This is a genomic window from Psychromonas algicola (assembly GCF_004378355.1).
Lineage (GTDB): Bacteria > Pseudomonadota > Gammaproteobacteria > Enterobacterales > Psychromonadaceae > Psychromonas.
The window spans coordinates 1-1,299 of the sequence record NZ_SNUB01000063.1; the positions used below are offsets into that span (position 1 = coordinate 1).

Consider the following 1,299-nt stretch of genomic DNA (forward strand, 5'->3'; position numbering starts at 1 on the left):
TGTACAGTCAAGTTCATAGGTAACACTTTATTAAACATACATGGGTTACACTTTTACCGTCCAATAGTCTTTACTTGATTCAAGGTCAATACAACCTAATCGATAAAAACTAAAATACACATCATAAATGCCATCTTTCACTTCGACAATGCCTACAAATTCACCATCAAGTAAATGAGATACATATACTTGTCCATTTTTCCAATAGAACACTCCTGATGGACGAATCTTTTTAACTTCATAATAACTAGGATAAACTAACTCAGGTAATCTTTTAGGTAATTGATTCAGTGATGGTTTATAGCATTCAAAAGGTGTTTTTTGATTAAGCGCTTCATGAGGTCGTTCGTTATTATATTCTGTCTTAAATCGTTCAAAACGATTTTGCATAGTATTAAGAGAAGTTGCTATAGGTGTACTAACCGCAGCTTTTAATGTTCTATGCATTCTTTCATGCTTACCATTTTGTTGTGGCCTACCGGGTTTAATACGCTCAGGATAAATGCCTAATCTGATCCACCAAATCGATAACGTTGATAGTCCTCCAACAGTTTTACTCGCAAATGGAGCTCCATTATCACTGCGAATTCTCTGAGGCAATCCATGTTCTTTAAATAAGCGCTTAAAGGTTTTAATAGTACTTACATGACCAACTGTAGTTTGACCTTCACAGCCTAATAAATAACGGCTATTATCATCCATTAATGTTAATGGATAACAATATTTTCCAGTTTGTAATTTAAACTCACCTTTGAAATCAACTGACCATAGCTCATTAGGTTCTGAGCTTGGTTTTAATGATGTTTTATGAAGAGGGATACGATGCTTTCGTCGACAAGGCTTAACGAGTCCGGCTTGATTTAAAATCTTATGAATAGTTGTCACTGATGGAGGGGTGACATCAGGATATGATCTGATTAACATTTCATGGATTTTTTTAGCTCCAGGTGTAATATATGCTTCCGTTCTAAGATCGATAATCTTTTTACGGACATAGTACGGTGTTTGAAAAGGATGAGAATGTGGTCGACGACTTAACTCTTTCAAGCCTTCTTCTTGGTTTTCTTTGTAGCGATTCAACCACTTATAACCAGTTTTACGACTGATTCCATATCGTTCACATAAACGACTAAATGGCATAATATCTCGTATGCAATCAGCCAAAAACAAAAGTTTATTGTCCATTAGGTTCAACTCATTCCAAGGCATAAGTACCTCCTTATTTTGGGTACTTATAGTTTAAGAAATTGTTACCTATGTATAAGCAACAAAGTGTCACCTATGTTTATAACTCATACA

General features: G+C 34.9%; 1 protein-coding gene. It reads right to left on the bottom strand.

Annotated elements, in window-relative coordinates:
- Positions 1-45: 45 nt before the first annotated feature.
- Complete coding sequence (locus E2R67_RS16315) at positions 46-1,209, bottom strand: IS481 family transposase (protein ID WP_134292006.1); 1,164 nt, start codon at positions 1,207-1,209, stop codon at positions 46-48.
- Between the last annotated feature and the right edge of the window lie 90 nt (positions 1,210-1,299).